Source organism: Marinilactibacillus piezotolerans (assembly GCF_900114235.1).
In the GTDB taxonomy this organism is placed as follows: Bacteria; Bacillota; Bacilli; order Lactobacillales; family Carnobacteriaceae_A; genus Marinilactibacillus; species Marinilactibacillus piezotolerans.
Map to the genome: position 1 here is coordinate 1 of NZ_FOSJ01000045.1, position 17,859 is coordinate 17,859.

17 protein-coding genes and 1 riboswitch are annotated in these 17,859 nt (G+C 35.4%); of the genes, 7 read left to right on the forward strand and 10 right to left on the reverse strand.

The features are described 5' to 3' along the window. The 3 genes from BM212_RS09590 to BM212_RS09600 all read right to left on the reverse strand — a co-directional run. Positions 1-190, reverse strand: a 190-nt coding sequence (locus tag BM212_RS09590; protein WP_177206372.1) for a transposase, incomplete at its 3' end; no start/stop codon positions are given. 111 nt (positions 191-301) lie between these two features. After that, entirely contained in the window at positions 302-601 is a 300-nt protein-coding gene (locus BM212_RS09595; RefSeq protein ID WP_091898284.1) for a metallophosphoesterase, read from the reverse strand. A gap of 9 nt (positions 602-610) precedes the next feature. Beyond that, positions 611-1,354, reverse strand: coding sequence for a metallophosphoesterase family protein (locus tag BM212_RS09600; RefSeq protein ID WP_091898286.1), 744 nt, complete (start codon positions 1,352-1,354; stop codon positions 611-613). Positions 1,355-1,609: 255 nt separating this feature from the next. Here BM212_RS09600 and BM212_RS09605 point away from each other — a divergent pair, with 255 nt between their 5' ends. From BM212_RS09605 to BM212_RS09615, 3 genes are read left to right on the forward strand one after another with little or no spacing between them, the layout of a single operon-like run. Continuing rightward, complete coding sequence (locus tag BM212_RS09605) at positions 1,610-2,476, forward strand: efflux RND transporter periplasmic adaptor subunit (RefSeq protein WP_091898288.1); 867 nt, start codon at positions 1,610-1,612, stop codon at positions 2,474-2,476. 14 nt (positions 2,477-2,490) lie between these two features. After that, positions 2,491-3,198, forward strand: coding sequence for an ABC transporter ATP-binding protein (locus BM212_RS09610; protein ID WP_091898290.1), 708 nt, complete (start codon positions 2,491-2,493; stop codon positions 3,196-3,198). After that, positions 3,198-4,418: an ABC transporter permease gene (locus BM212_RS09615; RefSeq protein ID WP_091898292.1), complete on the forward strand. Its 1,221-nt coding sequence runs from the start codon at positions 3,198-3,200 to the stop codon at positions 4,416-4,418. The genes BM212_RS09610 and BM212_RS09615 overlap by 1 nt, the downstream gene beginning before the upstream one ends. Positions 4,419-4,503: 85 nt before the next feature. Here the strand turns inward: BM212_RS09615 and BM212_RS09620 are convergent, their stop codons facing one another. Together BM212_RS09620 and gor are read right to left on the reverse strand one after the other, a co-directional pair. Continuing rightward, positions 4,504-5,976: an NCS2 family permease gene (locus BM212_RS09620; protein WP_072694256.1), complete on the reverse strand. Its 1,473-nt coding sequence runs from the start codon at positions 5,974-5,976 to the stop codon at positions 4,504-4,506. 203 nt (positions 5,977-6,179) lie between these two features. Beyond that, a riboswitch (purine riboswitch) is annotated at positions 6,180-6,277 on the reverse strand. A gap of 199 nt (positions 6,278-6,476) precedes the next feature. Next, positions 6,477-7,847 carry a glutathione-disulfide reductase gene (gene gor / locus BM212_RS09625; RefSeq protein ID WP_091898294.1) on the reverse strand — a complete coding sequence of 457 codons (1,371 nt, stop codon included), beginning with the start codon at positions 7,845-7,847 and terminating at the stop codon, positions 6,477-6,479. A gap of 286 nt (positions 7,848-8,133) precedes the next feature. Between gor and BM212_RS09630 the strand changes: the two genes are divergently transcribed. Beyond that, positions 8,134-8,715 carry a chromate transporter gene (locus BM212_RS09630; protein WP_072694254.1) on the forward strand — a complete coding sequence of 194 codons (582 nt, stop codon included), beginning with the start codon at positions 8,134-8,136 and terminating at the stop codon, positions 8,713-8,715. Next, entirely contained in the window at positions 8,715-9,278 is a 564-nt protein-coding gene (locus BM212_RS09635; protein ID WP_072694253.1) for a chromate transporter, read from the forward strand. The genes BM212_RS09630 and BM212_RS09635 overlap by 1 nt, the downstream gene beginning before the upstream one ends. Before the next feature lie 66 nt (positions 9,279-9,344). Here BM212_RS09635 and BM212_RS09640 read toward each other — a convergent pair whose 3' ends face one another. Both BM212_RS09640 and rsxC read right to left on the reverse strand, forming a co-directional pair. Next, on the reverse strand, positions 9,345-10,361 hold the full coding sequence (locus tag BM212_RS09640; RefSeq protein WP_072694252.1) for an RnfABCDGE type electron transport complex subunit D: 1,017 nt from the start codon (positions 10,359-10,361) through the stop codon (positions 9,345-9,347). A 6-nt stretch (positions 10,362-10,367) separates the two neighbouring features. Continuing rightward, positions 10,368-11,678: an electron transport complex subunit RsxC gene (rsxC, locus tag BM212_RS09645; protein WP_232226932.1), complete on the reverse strand. Its 1,311-nt coding sequence runs from the start codon at positions 11,676-11,678 to the stop codon at positions 10,368-10,370. Between the two features lie 222 nt (positions 11,679-11,900). Between rsxC and BM212_RS09650 the strand changes: the two genes are divergently transcribed. Continuing rightward, positions 11,901-12,614, forward strand: a complete 714-nt coding sequence (locus BM212_RS09650; protein ID WP_072694251.1) for an MgtC/SapB family protein — start codon at positions 11,901-11,903, stop codon at positions 12,612-12,614. A 122-nt stretch (positions 12,615-12,736) separates the two neighbouring features. Here BM212_RS09650 and BM212_RS09655 read toward each other — a convergent pair whose 3' ends face one another. From BM212_RS09655 to BM212_RS09665, 3 genes are all read right to left on the reverse strand, one after another. Beyond that, a complete protein-coding gene (locus BM212_RS09655; RefSeq protein ID WP_072694250.1) occupies positions 12,737-14,488 on the reverse strand; it encodes an ABC transporter ATP-binding protein in 1,752 nt (583 codons plus the stop codon). After that, entirely contained in the window at positions 14,485-16,242 is a 1,758-nt protein-coding gene (locus tag BM212_RS09660) for an ABC transporter ATP-binding protein (protein WP_091898296.1), read from the reverse strand. Before BM212_RS09660 ends, BM212_RS09655 begins: the two co-directional genes overlap by 4 nt. 127 nt (positions 16,243-16,369) lie before the next feature. Beyond that, a complete protein-coding gene (locus BM212_RS09665) occupies positions 16,370-17,227 on the reverse strand; it encodes a LysR family transcriptional regulator (RefSeq protein WP_218149708.1) in 858 nt (285 codons plus the stop codon). A gap of 214 nt (positions 17,228-17,441) precedes the next feature. Between BM212_RS09665 and BM212_RS09670 the strand changes: the two genes are divergently transcribed. Beyond that, positions 17,442-17,696, forward strand: coding sequence for a hypothetical protein (locus BM212_RS09670; protein ID WP_072694247.1), 255 nt, complete (start codon positions 17,442-17,444; stop codon positions 17,694-17,696). Positions 17,697-17,859: the final 163 nt, after the last annotated feature.

The following is a 17,859-nucleotide window of genomic DNA, read 5'->3' on the forward strand; positions in this document are numbered from 1 at the left end:
GATTATCATGTATGAAGTAAGCACGATTTTCTTTTAAGTGAAGTAGTCGTTTAGCTAAATCAGAGAAACCAAAGGTATTCATTAGTTCTTTAACTAAGACCAAACCGGAATCACTAGATAAGCGTCCACCTGTATGCGAAATGGTAATGTTAGAATTGAATTTAATCTGTTTTTTGTGTAAGCTAGTCATTAGAAGAACTCCTTTTCTTATGGTTGGTTTCGACACCTTTACTATATCAGAATGGAGTTCTTTTTTCATCACTTAACAGGTGAAACAATAAAAGTATCATAGTGCCTGCCATTAGGCAGTGTTTCCACGATTCAAGCAAAAGTATGAATTATCTAGGTTTACATTATGTTCTTTAGACCAGTAATCATGATTTCCCGGCACAAAATAAACACGTATACCCGATCTTTTCTTCAATTTTTCTATAAATTGCTGACTTTTTATATAATTATTAGAAATATCTCCAGCAATCAGCAATATTTCTATCTGTTTATCTTCAATAAATTGAGCAAGTAAAAGATCAACCGTTTCTCCTTCATTCAATGCTTTTTCATTAATATCTATATGCAAGTCAGATACCATTCCTATTTTCATTACGCAGTTTTAATCCTTCCGTAAAAGATCGTTAAACGCATATCCGGTATTATCTACACTGTATTGCTTAACGATTCCTTCCTGATCTAGCACAATCCCGTGAAGAGCCCCTCCATAAACTGCTCCTCCGTCAATGCCGATTTTACCATCTTCTGTTTTCCAGATCGAAGTATCAGAGTGATTTTCATGTAACATTGCTGTAACTGTATGGCCGAATACAATCGTTTTCCCAGTCGTATTCGGTTGGTCATAAAATCCTTCTCTTATCCAGACAAAATCATTATCGCTAGTCTTCTCCCAGTTATCGACTCTAAGATTTACTCCTGCATGTACAAACAAGATATTTCCCCATTCATACTTTAGAGGTAACTTTTCAATAAACTGTTTGAGCCAAGGTGCTTTGCTTTGTAAAGCAGCAGCTAGTTCATACGCATCGTAAATAGTATGATCAGATTTTAAAAATGAGTTTATAGTTACCATTCCGCCATTCATTTCGTAGATTGCTGCATTATTTTTAGGATTATTCATAAAATCAAGCAGCATCTCTTCATGGTTTCCCCTAAGACAAATTGCATTATGTTCTTCCACTAGTTCTTTGGCTAATTCAAAACAAGCTCTTGGATCTTCCCCACGATCTCCAAGGTCTCCTATCATTAATAACTGTTCTTCTTCTGGATTCCAATTTTCAAGGAGCTTTTTAAACATAGTAATTTGACCATGTATATCTCCTATTACAAATATTTTCTGTTTCATTATATTTCCCCCGTTTCATATTCAGCCGTTGATCTTTATATATTATTTTAACACACATTGATCCTTGCCTTGAACTATCTGAAATTATTCCTGCATGTAACTGATTTTTCCCTTTTTATAACATAAAACTACATTTTCTGAAAACACTTATTTGCTCTCAGAAATTTAAGCTTTCTTTATAGAATTCCAGTATTTCTAAAGGTATACTTAAAACATGAAAAAATTGTATCAATATACAGGAAGGAAGCCATGTAAATGAATTGGAAAAAATGGACAGGAGTTGTCATAGTACTGGCGGTTATTATTTTTATTGGATATAGTGTCTGGAGTAGTTCTCAAAGCGAACAATTACCAACCGTTAGAACTGCAACTGTTTCCGAAGATGCTGTGACTGAAGTAGTTTCATCTAATGGAACAATCGTACCTTCTGAAACTCAAGAAATATCAGGACAAGGGATTGTTTCAGAATTAAATGTTGCAGTAGGGGACTCAGTAAATGAAGGTGACACGTTAATCACTTATATAGATGGTACAGAATATTCGGCTAACTTTAACGGAACAATCACAGAAGTAAATGTTGCAGAAGAAGAACCCGATACTAACGCACAACAAGGACAGCCCTCCATCATTTTATCTGACTTGAATAATTTAGAAGTAGATATACAGCTGTCGCGCTCTGATGCTACTCAAGTCGAAGTTGACCAACCAGTTAAACTGACTTACAATGATACGGAATATGACGGTACCGTCTCTAGTATTGATCCGGTTGCGACAGAGCAGCAAACCCAGACTGGTTCTTCAAGTTCTCTCGGAGCAGTCATAACTTTTGATGATGAGCCACAAGGCCTAATAGCTGGATTTGAGATCGATGCCGATATTACGATTGCTTCTGCTGATCAAACCTTGATCATTCCTATTGAAGCCTTAAATTATGATGACGATAATACGCCTTATGTCTACACTATTGATGACAACGATATAGCTACTAGAGCAGATATTGAAACAGGCATTCAGTCAAATACAATTATTGAAGTAACAAATGGATTATCTAATGGAGATCAAGTCATTCTTTCGCCAAGTGATGAAATTTCAGATCAGACTCAAGTGGAAGTAGAAAACTAAAAGGAGGTATTCTCGTGATTGAAATTACAGATATAGAAAAAATATATCGAATGGGTGGTGAAACCTTAACAGCGTTAAACAAGGTTTCTTTGTCTATTCAAGAAGGAGAATTCACCTCAATTATGGGGCCAAGCGGATCTGGGAAATCAACTTTAATGAATATACTTGGTTTGCTTGATCGATTTGATAGTGGCCAATATTTTCTTAACGGAACCGATGTATCCAGTATTTCGGATACAGAACGGGCACATATAAGAAATAAAGAGATTGGATTTGTTTTTCAATCATTTAATCTTATGGCACGTATGAACGTTTTAGAAAATGTCATGCTTCCTCTGGTCTATGGAAAAGTCCCAAGAAAAGAACGAAAAGAGCGGGCAGTTGAAGCCTTAGAAAAAGTAGGGTTAGGAGACCGATTGAATCATTTGACAAACGAAATATCCGGTGGACAAAAACAGCGTGTAGCTATAGCTCGAGCAATCGTTAATCGCCCTTCCGTTTTAATGGCAGATGAACCAACTGGGAACCTTGATTCTAAAACTACTGAAGATATTATGCGAATTTTCCAGGATCTGAATGACGAAGGAACAACAATCGTCATGGTAACGCATGAACCAGAAATGGCAGAATATACAAAGAGAACTATTCACTTTAGAGATGGCGCCCTACAAAAAGATGAATACTTAGTACCAAAACGTTTATCTAAAACGGAGGTGCGCTAGTGTTTTTTAAAGAAAATCTAAAAATGGCTTTAGATAGTATTTTTGCAAATAAAATGCGTTCATTTTTAACAATGCTTGGCATCATCATAGGAATCGCATCCGTAATCGCTATTTTAGCAGTTGGTAATGGTGCGGCCAGTGAAATCACAGGTACTTTCAGTGATTTAGGTGCTACGACAATCAGTTTGAGTGCAGATGATTCAGAACAGAGTGGTGATGCTCTATCCAATGAAGATCTGAATGTATTGAAGGAATCAATAGATGAAATTCGATATATTTCTCCAGATGAACAGACACAAGGTACGGTAAGTTCAGATGATGAATCAAGACAAGCAATCATATCATACGGTACTCCAGATTTGCAATATGTCAGTCAAGCAATGAGCTCGACATTAATAGAAGGTCGTTACTTCAATCAGAATGATTTTGATGAATCTGCAGATGTTGTGGTAATAGATGAAGATACAGCAGAAGCGTTATTTGGGCGTACAGATGTTGTAGGAGAAAATGTCAAAGTAACTATTGCCCAAACTTCTTTAAATCTAAGAGTAGTCGGAATTCTTGAAGGCCGATTTGGAGATATGCAAGGAGCATTTGATACAAGTGAATTACCTGTTTTTCTTGCGCTACCAAACTCTACGCTCGGAAACGAAATTCCACAATTTTCAGGAATGAGTTCAGCTACTGTTGAAGTTGAAGAAACTGATCAGATTGAACCTGTATCAGATCAGATGGTACGATTGCTTGAACTTCGAAATAATGCTGTAGGAGATAATATCTATACGGCAACAAACTTTTTGCAAGCCTTAGATCAAGTCAACAATGTATTAGGTCTATTCATAAACTTTATTGCAGCCGTTGCAGGTATTGCTTTACTCGTTGGAGGCATTGGTGTAATGAATATTATGCTTGTATCTGTTACAGAACGTACGAGAGAAATCGGTACAAGAAAAGCATTAGGCGCTACAACGAATACAATTCTTGCTCAATTTTTGATGGAATCTGTGATTTTAAGTCTAATTGGGGGAGTCATAGGGTTAACACTTGGTATCTTACTTTCAAATATTATTGCAGGTGCACTTGATATTGTGCCTGACATTACATTAGGTAGTGTCGTTTTAGTCTTACTATTTTCTACAGCAGTCGGTGTTTTCTTTGGAATCTATCCTGCTAGAAAAGCAGCAAGATTGGATCCTATCGAAGCATTAAGATATGAATAAATTATATAATAAATAATAAAAGCCTACTCTCTTCTTATCCATTCTGCTGGACTAATTGAGAGTAAGCTTTTTTACATTCTTTAATTTAAACGTGAAGCATTGCCATAACAATAAAGTTTACAATAAAAAGACCTGCCGTAACCCAGATTACTGGATGAATTTGTTTGGCTTTGCGTTTTACGACTTTTGTAATAATATAAAATACAAAACCAGCCGCAATACCATAAGAAATACTATAAGCAAACGCCATAAAGATAGAAGCAAAAAATGCTGGTACTGCTTCTTCAAGATCATTCCAATTAATTTCGCCAAAAGCAGACATCATCATAATCCCAACTACAATCAACGCCGGAGCTGTTGCTGCTCCAGGAACTACAGCAATTACTGGGGAAAAGATCGCTGCTAGCAAAAATAATATCCCCGTAGTAACACTAGTTAAACCAGTACGTCCACCTGCACCAATTCCTGCAGTACTTTCTACAAAAGTTGTTACGTTTGAAGTTCCAAAAACAGCCCCCGCCGTCGTAGCAATAGCATCTGCAAATAGAGCCTTTTCCATTTTAGTATTGATTCCTTTACCTTGATCCATCGCTTTTTCATCATCAAGCGTAAAAATACCTGTTTTACGCCCTGTTCCGATAAAAGTACCTATCGTATCGAAAATATCTGTTAGTGTAAAAGCAAATACAGTAATAAACACTAGTGCATATCGTGAAGGATCTGCTAGTAAAGAACCTAGACCTTCTGAACTAAATGCTGCTCCAAAAGTTGTTCCCAAGTCAGAAAATGCTGCTCCTATTGAGTTAGCTGGATTAGTCAAACCAGACAAATCTGTTACACCCATAGGTATTCCTACTAAAGTCGTTGCAACAATACCAATCAGAATAGCACCTTTTACATTAGCAACCAGTAAAATAACCGTTATAATAAGACCAAATAGTGCTAATAGCACCGCTGAACTTGTAAAAGTTGTTAAGTCTGGTATAATACCGCCACCAGTTACGACAGTACTTAATCCTCCTTCATATGTCTCATTAACAGCATCAAACGATCCGTTGTTAACCGACACGATATCTTTAGCTTCAGAAGTAAATTCCAAGAAATTAGCATTCTTCAAACCTATATAAGCAATAAAAACACCTATTCCACCACCAATGGCATGTTGTAGTGTTTCTGGAATTGAATGAATAATCATTTTACGAATACTTGTCATTGTAATAATAATATTCACGATTCCACAAATGAAAACCATCATTAAAGCTTCCTGCCAAGTAAATCCTAAAGCAAAAACTACCGTATAGGTGAAAAATGCATTAAGTCCCATACCTGGTGCTTGTGCATAAGGAACTTTTGCATAAATCCCCATAATCAGTGTACCAATGGCTGAGGAAATAATCGTAGCCAAAAATACTGCCTGTGATGGCATTCCAGTTAGAGATAAGATCTGGGGATTCACAAAAACAATATAAGACATTGCAAAAAATGTTGTTACTCCAGCTGCAATTTCTGTCCCAATATTGGTATTATTTTCTTTCAGTTGAAAATATTTTTCAAACAATGGTTAAACCCTCTTTCAAAATGTTTTCTTCTATAAAATGAAAAAGTAAGTAAATACATTCCAATGTTTCAGCTTCTATAAAACTAACAATATCCCCACACTAAAAGTTACATTACATTAAACTATATATAAGTGCATATAAAAAAGGATGAGTCAGCTCATCCTTAAAAACCTTTAAAACCCAAAAAAATCCTGCAACTTTAGCATTCTTTATTAGGTCCAATAGTCAATCTTTTAAGGTGATTGGTAGAAACGTTAGCCCATATCGCTAAACTATATTAGACGTATCATTTATAGATTCAGCCTTAATTATAGTATGGGGAAATTTAAAAAGCAACCTAAAAATTGAACATTTAACTAAAAATATTTTTTATCGTTCGTATTTTAATGCTTATAATCTAATTATATCCGCTCAATATATTATTAGATTGCTTTAAAAGCAAAATTGAAAAAGCTTACATAAAAAGAGGAGCTTTAAAAGAGCTCCTCTTCTCAAGTAATTATCTCATGGTGACGAACTCTTCAGCTGCCGTTGGATGTATAGCTACCGTATTATCAAAGTCAGCTTTGGTTGCGCCCAATTTGATCGCTACTGCAAATCCTTGCAGCATCTCGTCCATTCCACGTCCTATTCCGTGCAATCCTACTACCTTCTCTTCATCCCCAACACAGACTAATTTCATATAAGTTTTTTGTTTATTTCTAGTAATAGAGCTGTGCATAGAAGTGAAAACAGATTGATAGACTTTTACTTTTTCTTTACCATATTCATCATTTGCCTGTTCTTCTGTCATTCCCACTGTTCCAATTGCTGGATGAGTGAAAAATACGGAAGGAATATTTGTATAGTCAAGATATAAGTCTTTTTTTCCATTAAATAGCCGTTCCGAAAGCCTTCTTCCTGCTGCTATAGCTACTGGCGTCAGTTCAACTCTTCCTGTAACATCACCCACTGCATAGATGTTAGAAGCAGTCGTGTTCTGATACTGGTCAACTTCAATGTATCCATCTGGATATACATTAACATCTGTTGCTTCAATATTTAAGTTGCTTGTATTTGGCTTGCGTCCAGTAGCCCACAGGATCATATCCGTTTCATGAATTGTTCCGTCTTCAAAAAACATTGTATAAGAATTATCTTCATTTTTTTTCACTTCTGCAACTGATTTATTCGTATGAACATGTTTTCCTTCATTTTCTGCCAGTTCCATAAATCCTTGACAGATAATCGAATCAAATCCATACAATGGTTTTGGTTTCCGAATAAACTGATGAGTATCTGAATTAAAAGAATGGAAAATACCACTCATTTCAACTCCGATGTACCCCCCACCTACTATTGCAATACGTTTAGGTAACTCTGTTAATTCAAACACCCCATTTGAATCAATACCGTATTCGCTGCCTGGTATATCAGGACGTTTGGGTTGGCCTCCTGTTGCAAGTAATATATGTTCGGCAGAATAAAGTTTACCGTCAACTTCAACTTCATTCTTACCTGCAAATTTAGCATATCCTCTAATTAATTCGACTCCATTACTATCCAGCCCTTTTTTGTAAGCAGTGTGTAAGTATGAAATATAATCCTGCCTGTTTTTGACCATACGCTTAAAATTCAGTTTCAGAGACTGTCCTGCTTCTACTCCGTAGTCTTCAGCATATAGCCCAATCTCTTCCATCATTTCTGAAACATACCACATTACTTTTTTAGGTACACATCCAACATTGACACAAGTTCCTCCTAGATAATTTGCTTCAATCAAAGCAACTTTAGCTCCATGCATCCCTGCTCTATTAGCAGAGGCAATCCCGCCGCTTCCACCACCAATCACAAGGTAGTCATAATGATTCTCTGAATTTATATTTGTCATTTCTCTCTCATCCCTTTAAAACTCTAAAATTATATTCTTACTAATTGTACATGAAAAAGTTATATAAAAATATTGATTATTCTAAACTATTTACATATATTAATTAATCACACCAATAAGCTATTCAATGTCTATTATACTTTCCCAATTATAAATTATCCTGAAATTTGCTTAGATTTATCCAAAAGGCTTTCTAAATTCTCTTAATAATGGTTCACTTTGAAAGATTTTTCTGTTTCGGTTATACTGTTAGATAATCTTAGTCAGATTTAGAAAGGACTTTAATATGAAAAACAATGCTTCTCTTTATAAAACGCTTTTTAAATCGACATTTTTCTTGAGTATGTTCACTTTTGGTGGCGGATACGTCATTGTTCCTCTAATGGAAAAAAAATTTGTAAATGAACTCAAATGGATCACCGAAGACGAAATGCTCGACTTAATAGCGTTAGGACAATCTTCACCTGGACCAATTGCTGTCAACACTTCTATTCTAGTTGGATATAGAATGGCTGGCATACTAGGAGCATTGGTTACTGTTTTGGGTACGATCATACCGCCTTTAGTCATTATGTCACTACTAGCATACGTATATATGGCTGTAAGCACTAATCCCATTGTAAATAATATGCTTTTAGGAATGCAAGCTGGTGTAGCTGCTATTATCGTTAATGTTGTATATAATATGGCTTCCCGCATTATTAAACAGAAAAAAATTGTTCCAATAATCGTAATGATATTGGCTCTGATTGCTGGAATCATACTACAAGTAAATATTTTATGGTTACTCTCAATCTCAGGAGTTATTGGTGCAATTACTACTTATATCACCTTAAAAAATGAATCAACTAAGGAGGATAAAAAATAATGATCTATATTAAATTGTTCCTTAGTTTTTTTCAAATTGGATTATTCAGTTTTGGTGGAGGATACGCTGCACTTCCATTGATTGAACAGCAGACAATTGAAGTAAATGGCTGGATTACAAATCAGCAATTTATTGATATCTTAACTTTATCAGAAATGACACCCGGACCGATTGCAATTAATGCCGCAACATTCACTGGTAACCAAATAACAGGAGTATTAGGGGGAGTAATTGCTACGATTGGTGTAACGATGCCTTCAGTTATTATTGTTCTCTTGTTAGCTTACTTTTATTTTAAATATAAAAATATTAAAATGGTTCAAGGAATTATTCAAGGACTACGTCCGGCAGTAGTAGCTTTAATTGCTTCAGCTGGTTTAACAATCTTCCTGACAGCTATGTTTGGACACAGTGAATTCCCTTTTCAGTTGGACCAACTTAAAATTGTATCAGTTGTTTTATTTATCATTGGAATTTTCTTAATGCGCAAGTACAAACTAAGTCCGATCCAAATCATGATTCTTTCTGGTATTTCAGGAATTATTATTTATGCTTTCATTTGACATGTATACTAAAAAGCATTTTGCTCTTATCAGTAAATAAGAACAAAATGCTTTTTTTAACTTTAATTATCTATTCAATTCTCCTTGACGGTCATATTTTGTTTTTGGACGGCTTTTATGTCCATAAATCCTCGGCATCAGTTTTCCATCAATGAATGGAGCACATCCATTCATGATTAGAATAGCAAATCCAACCCCACCCGGATAATCAAAAACAATCCTGAAGAAAGCAGTCAATACTCCGCATCCAATAGCAAAAACCGTTTTTCCAGCAGGTGTTAATGATCCAGAACTATAATCAGTTGCCATATAAGTAGCTGCAAAAAACAGTGTTCCTGTCAATGCATGTGTCATCATAAAAGTGAAATTAAAGCCACTCCAAAACCCCATAATCAGTACTGTAGTCAAAATATATAGTATAGGAATTTTAGGATGAATCACTCTTCTAAAAATCAAATATAACATACCAATTAAAATTGCTAGTTTAGATGTTTCTCCAACATTTCCACCAAGATTGATTCCTAAAAATAAATTCCATAATTTAGGCACCTGTTCTGAAACAGTTTGAGCTCCATCTCCAATAAACTCAAGTGGTGTAGCGCCAGATATCACATCTGCTCCCCATGCACCCGGCAGTACCCAGTTGGTAATCCATGGGGAAAAGAAAGCTTTTAGCATAACTCTTGCAGCTACTGCTGGATTAAAATAATTTTTACCAATGCCCCCATTCAACTGCTTCACAACTATAATGGCAAATATAGAACCAATTACCACAGTCCAAAGTGGTGCAGTTACTGGCAGACTAAGTCCAATCAACATCCCGGTAACACATGCACTTAAATCATTGATTTTCACTTCCTGGTACCTAAATTTCTGATAAATATACTCACTTAGCACAGCTGTACCGACACCCACAGCAACCATCAATAAAACTCGTAGTCCAAAGAAGAACGTTGCTGCAAACAAAGGCGGAACGAGTGCGATCAGTACTTGACTCATAATCCAGGCAGAGGTTCTCTTAGAACGAATATGAGGGGATGGTCCAACCTTCAGTTTTCCTTTAATATCCATTGTCTGGGCCATAATTCATCACCCTGCTTCCTGTTCTTTAATAGCAGCTTTTGCAGCACGAATATTGTCCAGTAGAGGGATTTTTGAAGGACATATAAAAGAACAGTTTCCACACTCTATACAATCCATTGCTCCAAGTTCTTTTGCTTTCTGAAGATTTCCTCTATCAAAAGCATCACTAATCAGAATAGGCTGCAAACTAACTGGACAAACATTAAGACATTCCGAACACATTATACAATCTTTTTCTTCGCCTTCGTTAGCTTCTTCTGGAGTCAAAACTGTGATAGCTGTTGTTCCCTTTATAATGGATACACCTAAATCAGAGACGGGTTTCCCCATCATAGGACCTCCCGAGAGAACTTTTCCAGGCACTTCAGAAAATCCTCCACAATCTTCAATCAGAGAGTCCATCGGGGTACCAATCTTTACTCGTAAATTCTTAGGTTTTGTAATAGGTGTTCCTGAAACTGAGACAATTCTTTCAATTAATGGTTCCCCAAATTCACAAGCGCGATAACAGGCTCGAATAGTAGAAGTATTCATAACAACGCATCTAACCTCAGCCGGCAATCCTCCTGGAGGTACTTCTCGACCAGTCATCGTTTGGATCAATCCTTTTTCAGATCCCTGTGGATACATAGTCTTCAAAGGTTGCACTACTATATTACGCATTCCTTCTGTTGCCTTTCTCATTGATTTTAAAGCTTCTGGCTTGTTATCTTCGATCCCTATGTATACTTTCTTAAGTTTAGGGAACAGCTTTCGAATCACTTGAATTCCTTCAACAATCTCATCCGCGTATTCTATCATAACCCGATTATCTGAAGTTGAGTAAGGTTCGCATTCTGCTCCATTAACGATCAATGTGTCGATCGTCATACCAGGAGGAGGACTTAGTTTAACCGCAGTTGGAAAAGTAGCTCCACCCATTCCAACGATTCCTGCTTTCCTAACCGTTTCTATAATATCATCAGTCGACATTTCTTTTGACTTCCCTGGTTCAATGATTGGTTCACCTTGAGTGTACTCATAATCATTTTTTATAATAATCGAGTCAACATCTCCACTGGCAGATGATCTTTTTTCAATTGCAATCACTTCTCCAGAAACAGAAGAATAAATATTTGCAGAAATAAAGCCTCCTGCTTCAGCAATCATCTCGCCTACTTTTACTTGATTTCCGACTTCAACAATAGGTTTAGCGGGAGCTCCAATATGCATTGAGACAGGAAAAATAAGTACTTTTGGGACAGTAGCTTCTTCAATTTGTAATTGTCTTGTCCATTCTTTCTTTTCTTCAGGGTGAGACCCACCTTGCTTTCTCATAAAAGAAAATCTCATCATAACCGCCCTTTCTATTTGAATTTCACTTATATGCTCTATCATATTTTAATAAAATATACAATTTAATGTATTCACCTTAAGTATACCCGACATAAAAATTATATAAAAGCAATAACATTCAAAAGACAAAATATTGCAATTTATTAAACTTTTCCTTAGTTTTCTTGTATTATAAATACTAATAAGATATGAGGTGATAATCCTATGGTTGAAACATATTGGGAAATGTTGATCAGATTAGTTCTTGCTGCCTTTGTAGGTGGTATTATTGGTTATGAGAGAGAGTTAAAAGGAAGAGATGCTGGTATCCGCACACATACGCTAGTCAGTCTTGGGGCAGCTGTTATCACATTAACACAGTTAGAAGCGAGCGAATGGGTTCTTGATTTTGCTAGAGAAAATACTGATCTGCCACCTGTTCTAACTACAGATATTACCAGATTGACTGCCCAAATCATTAACGGGATAGGCTTTTTAGGTGCAGGTTCGATTATTGTTAGTAAACGAAGTGTGACTGGATTGACTACTGCTGCTTCCATATGGGCAGTAGCAAGTTTGGGTATTGCGGTAGGAATGGGATATTACTTTATTTCATTATCTGGCACAATCATAATGCTGCTCGTGTTAAGGGTTATCAAAAATTTATTTCGTTTTGAGCAATCAAAGCAATTTGAAGTGAAATATAAAAACAGGAATGAAACGATTCAATATTTAGAATCTTGTTTCCAACAATATCATGTAACAGTCGTTTCCACAGATCATTCGATTTCTTATCTAGAAGATGGCACTTCTATATGTCAGGATTTATATACTTTAAATTTACCTGAACAATTTAATATGATGGATTTCATTGCTGATATTGGAGAATATTATACAATTTTAGAAATAAAAACGATTAAAACTTCCTTGGATAATTAAAAATAGTCTTTTTCTATTTATTAGCTTTTCTTTAGATACAATTTTATTGATTTCAAATTTTTACAGCAATAAATTCCATACAAAAAGTGAAACCAGAAATCACTGGTTTCACTTTTTGTATTTTATTTAAATTGAGACTCATGTAAACGATGATAGTAACCTTTTTTCTGCATTAAAGTATCATGATTCCCTACTTCTACTACAGTTCCCTGATCCATCACTAAAATAACATCAGCTTCTCTAATTGTTGAAAGTCTGTGAGCAATTACAAAGCTAGTCCTCCCTTCCATCATTTTAAGAAAAGCTGTTTGAATTCTAACTTCGGTTAATGTATCTACAGAACTAGTTGCTTCATCTAAAATCAGCATCGGAGGATCTGCAAGCATAACTCTTGCAATCGTTAGCAGCTGTTGTTGTCCAGTTGAAAGTGATATACCTTTGTTACCTAATTTTGTATCATAGCCATTAGGCAGTCGTTCAATGAAAGAATGAGCATAAGCAGATTTCGCAGCAGTAATGATTTCTTCATCTGAAGCCTCAGGTTTCCCGTAACGAATATTATCTTTTACTGATCCATCGAATAACCAAGTATCTTGTAGAACCATTCCAAAGCTTTTTCGTAAACTATCTCGCGTATACCTAGTACTGTCTTTTCCATCTATTTCTATCGTGCCTTCATCTAATTCATAAAATCTCATCAGTAAGTTGATCAATGTAGATTTCCCTGCACCAGTTTGCCCAACGATTGCAACAGTTTCTCCTGCTTCAACTGATATTGAAAGATTCTTGATCAAGTCAATATTCGGATCATAACTGAAAGAAACATTCTTGAATTCTACCTTTCCTTGTGGATTCTCCATTACGACTGCCTCTTTTGTATCAGGCACTTCATTTGGTGTATCAATAATTTTATATATTCTGTTCAACCCAGCAATAGCTGTCTGGACTTGTGTCATGATTCCAGAAATTTCTATAAATGGTTTTGAGAATTGAGAAGAATAAATAACAAAACTTGAAATCGTTCCAATAGTTACTGCTCCTACATTATTAATCACTAATAAACCACCGATGACTCCAATCATAAGGTACGCAACATGATCGATAAATCGACTAGCAGGATTCGTAATTGAAGATGCAAACTGCGCTTTTTGTCCCCAATTATATAATTCCAAGTTCATTTCCTGAAATGTTTCTTCCATTTTTTCCTCATAATTAAATGCCTTAACAACTTTTTGTCCTGTAATCATCTCAGAAGCATATCCCGAAAGATTTCCTAGAACATTTTGCTGCTGGGAAAAATATTTTTGCGAATGCTTTGCAACCAGCCATCCAACCAGAAAAAATAGTGGTGTAACAGATAGAACCACCAGAGTAAGCACCGGACTTAAGTAAAGCATAAACCCTAAAGCAGATAAGATAATAATAATTCCTGTAAATAAGTTGCTGAGTATCAATACTAATGCTTCTGATAAACTCTCTAAGTCATTCGTAAACCGACTTACTACATTTCCATGAACCGTTTGATCAAAAAAGCTAAGCGGTAACTGATTCAACTTTTTAAACGTATCCATACGCAAGTCTCTAACAACCTTAAAGGAAACTTGATTTGCAAGAACACGTACTAGCCATTGAGACAATAAAGTAATGAGATATGCCGTTCCTAACCATAATAATATTCTAGTCAGTATATCGAAGTTTACTTCTCCAGCTCCTACTAAAGTATCAATACCAGTTCCAATCAAGTAAGTTGATAGAACCGTACCCACTCCAGAGACAACTCCAAAGAATAAAGCAGCAATAGCAGTTAATTTATACTTTTTTAAATACCTCAATAATCGATTCAAATCTGAAGGTCGTATCGTTTTATTCTTCATTCTTTTTCCTCCTTCAGTATGATCGATTCTGGATCAGTTTGTGATTGATAAATCTTCTGATAAGTTTCTGATTGCTGTAATAGCGATCCATGCGTTCCACTGCTTTCGATTGCCCCATTATTCATTACTAATATTTGGTCTGCAGTTTGAATTGAACTGATTCTTTGAGAAAGAATAATAATGCTGGCATTTTTGATTTCTTTCAAGGCTCGTCTTAATTTATAATCTGTTTCATAGTCCAAGGCACTCAATGAATCATCTAGAATAATGATTTTAGGCTTAGATACCAGTGCTCTTGCAATCGTCAATCGCTGTTGTTGACCGCCAGAGAAATTTTTTCCATTTTCTGAAACAGCTGAATGGATTCCTGACGGCAGCTCTCTTACAAAGCTATCCATTTGTGCTATTCTTAAAGCTGCATATAATTCTTCTTCAGTAGCTGATTCTTTTCCCCATCTTAAATTTTCTGCAATTGTTCCTCTAAAAAGAACATTTTTCTGCGGAACATACCCTATTAAGTTTCGCAATGTTTTTAATCCATACTTCGTTACTTGCTGATTAAAAACCAATACTTCCCCTTCTGTTACATCATAGAATCTTGGTATGAGTTGAACCAAAGAACTCTTACCGCTACCAGTAGGTCCTGTAATTCCAGTAACACTTCCGACCGGCACAGAAAAATTTATCGTGTCCAGAGCTTTAACACCTTTCTTACCGTAATCAAAAGATACATGATTAAATCGTATAGCTGATTTTGCTTGAAATCCAGCCGAAACTTCTATTTGCTTAGAGTCAGATTGATTATTGATAGCTACAGTTGTATCCAGAACTTCATTAATCCTCGAAGCAGAAGCCTGTGACTTCGTAAAGATTACAACTAAATTGGCAACCACAATTAAAGCTAAAAGCATTTGATTCATATAGTTAATCAGTGCCAGAACTTCTCCCTGAAACAAATCACCATTATTTGTTTGTACGGCACCAATATAGAGAATAATCATAATCCCTATATTCATGACTAACGTTGTACTCGGTGTCATTAAAGCTGATAAGTTATTAACGATAATATTAGCTCTTGATAGCTGTTCACTATTTTCTTTAGATCGATTTAATTCATGTCCTTTCCTTGCAAAAGCTCTAATAACTCTGACACCGCTCATATTTTCACTTACTGTTTGTGCCATAGCATCTAACCGTACCTGTACCTTTTTGTATAGGGGAATTGTAATCCACATAATAAATCCTAACATCACGGTAAACACCGGAAGCAGCACAGCAAAAATCAAAGATAATCTCGGACTTATATAGAGAGCCATAATAATTGATCCAATACTAAGAAAAGGGGCACGTATAACTAATCTTATAAGCATTGCTAAAGCAAGCTGCATTTGATTAACATCATTTGTTACCCTTGTAATCAAGGTAGCAGTCCCGAATTCATCTAATTCTTTATGAGAAAATGTATTGATTTTCTTCGTCATAATATTTCTTAATTCTGTTCCATATCCCTGTGAAGCAATGGACGAGAAATACTGACAGATCATTGCAAAAGCAAAACCAACAGTCGACAATACCAGCATCATGCCGCCCATCTGCAACACATATCTTGTATCCCCTTGATTAATTCCTCGGTCAATCAACCTTGCTAAGAAAATCGGTAAAAATAATTCGAAAACGGCTTCCATTAATTTTGATATAGCCCCTATATAAGCATATATTTGATTCTTTTTAGCATATTTTAATAATCTTATCAACTGCTCGACTCCTTATCATCCCTTACTTTTAATTCCATTATTTAGTTTATCCTATGGTTCTAGGACTAACAAATACTTAAATAATTTATATACATATATAAATTATTATAGTAAAGCGGCTTCTATATTATTTTAGTGATTCAATTGAATTTGCGAAATCTTCTATAAATTCTAGTGTCAAAGCAGAATATTGACGGTCAGATTTCCATATCACTGCCATTTGTGTATTTAACTCTTTAGTATCAACCGCTTTATGCTGGAGTGTCTTTCTATCATACACAGATAAAGCAGATAATGGCACAATTCCAATACCCAATCCTGCTTTAGTCCAGTTTAATGTTGTACGAGCATCATCATTTCTGCATCTAATATTCGGTATGATCTGCTCTGTTTCAAAAACAGAATGAAGTAACGCATTAAACCTTCTATAAATTATCAAAGGCTCTTTTTCTAATTCCTTTAAACTGATTGTATCTTTATTTTTTCCAATAACTTTTCCTCTAGGGAAAACCGCAACAATAGGTTCTACTTTTGCATCCCGTACAGCTAATCTACTTTTTCTAAATGGAGTTCTCACAATACCCACGTCAATAATCCCCTTGTCTAACATTTCAATCACTTCGTAACTATTTCCTTCGTGGATATCAAATTGTATATTCGGATATCGGTTAGCAAACTTTTCTATAGAAGCATCAGGAATAATAGTACTTGATGAGGAAATCGTTCCAATAGAAAGGGTTCCTGCGTTTCCTTTTTTGTATAATTCCAGCTCTCTTGTTGTAGATGTGGTCAAAGAAAAAATCTGCTCTGCTCGTGCTTTAAGTAATTTTCCTGCTGGAGTTAAAGTAATATTTCTTGAGCCTCTTTTCATTAACTGAACTCCTAATTCTTCTTCCAGCGATTTCAATTGATAGCTCAAAGGTGGCTGGGCAATATGCAGCTTTTTGGCAGCAGCTGTTATCTGACCCTCTTCAACGATTGTCAAAAAATATCTTAATTATTTTAAATTCAAAGTAATCTCTCCATCCTTAGCTTAACCATACAATTATATTTATAGTACGGTTTCTATTATACAGTTTTTTTATATATAAACCGGCTATTATCTTCCACAAGCAGAATAGTTTGCAAATTACAAAATAGAATATAAGATGGATTTAGAGATTAGAATTAATCAACTATAACTTATAGGAGGAATGAATATGGTTGAAACAAATGCCCCTTTCCCACTAACGAATAAAGTTACCGCAAAGCTTGGTACGACAGATTATGAAGTTAAAAATGGTACAAAAGAGGATGTACAGCAAATCTTAATTGAAGAAGAAAATATTGTTTTCTATATTTTCCCTAACCAGATTTTCTTATATTCGCATCCTATCTCAACAGGTAGAGAATGGCATTCAAATGGTCCGATCTCCGTCAATGATGATGGTATGGTGGTTATTGAATTAGTATAACTATAAAAGTAAAACCCTATGTTTGAAGAGGACGGGACAAAAGTCTCCGTTAAGCCAGAATTTGAAGTATAGAACAATTAAAAAACCCCGTCAAATCAAGAAAATTCAATCCTTGATTTGACGGGGTTTTACTTTTTAACTAGTTTTGTCCCATCCACTTTTT